Below are 574 nucleotides of genomic sequence, written 5' to 3'. Positions count from 1 at the left end.
TTTCCGAGACACCATTTTCCTTGATGCGGGCGGAGTTCATTGAACTGTCAGTCTCGGCAAGAAGCGCGGCGGCGGCCGGCGTCGGGTGGGAGCGCATCATTCATGTCAGCGTCTGTTCAATTCGTAGCTTCAACAAAGGCACATACGCTTCGGCATAGCGGAATAGGAAAGCGCCCAAGGATGCATCTCTAACGTAGTTGTCATCGACCGGGCTGGCTCGGAGGAGAAGGATTATGAACAAGGACGTGCTCGTTCGAACCGCGAGAGCCATGGTCGCACCAGGGAAAGGCATTCTCGCCGCCGACGAGAGCGCCGGAACGATCGCGAAAAGGTTCGCGGCAATCGGCGTCGACTCTACCCAGGCGACGCGGCGCGATTACCGCAAACTCCTGTTCCGCGCCGAAGAGGCAATTAATCGATATATTTCTGGCGTCATCCTCTTCGATGAGACCATTAGACAGACCGCCAGCGACGGGACGCCACTCGTCAAATACATCGAGGCGGCCGGCGCCATTCCAGGCATCAAGGTCGATTTGGGGGCAAAGTCGCTTGCCAATTTTCCCGGCGAAATGAT

1 protein-coding gene is annotated in these 574 nt (G+C 57.1%); it reads left to right on the top strand.

Going from position 1 to position 574, the window contains the following annotated elements; genetic code table 11:
* Positions 1–233 precede the first annotated feature (233 nt).
* Positions 234–574, top strand: a 341-nt coding sequence (locus tag HUN39_RS18970; RefSeq protein WP_175095983.1) for a class I fructose-bisphosphate aldolase, incomplete at its 3' end; no start/stop codon positions are given.

The organism is Methylocystis silviterrae (genome assembly GCF_013350005.1).
Lineage (GTDB): Bacteria > Pseudomonadota > Alphaproteobacteria > Rhizobiales > Beijerinckiaceae > Methylocystis > Methylocystis silviterrae.
This window is presented reverse-complemented; position numbering and strand designations above follow the sequence as displayed.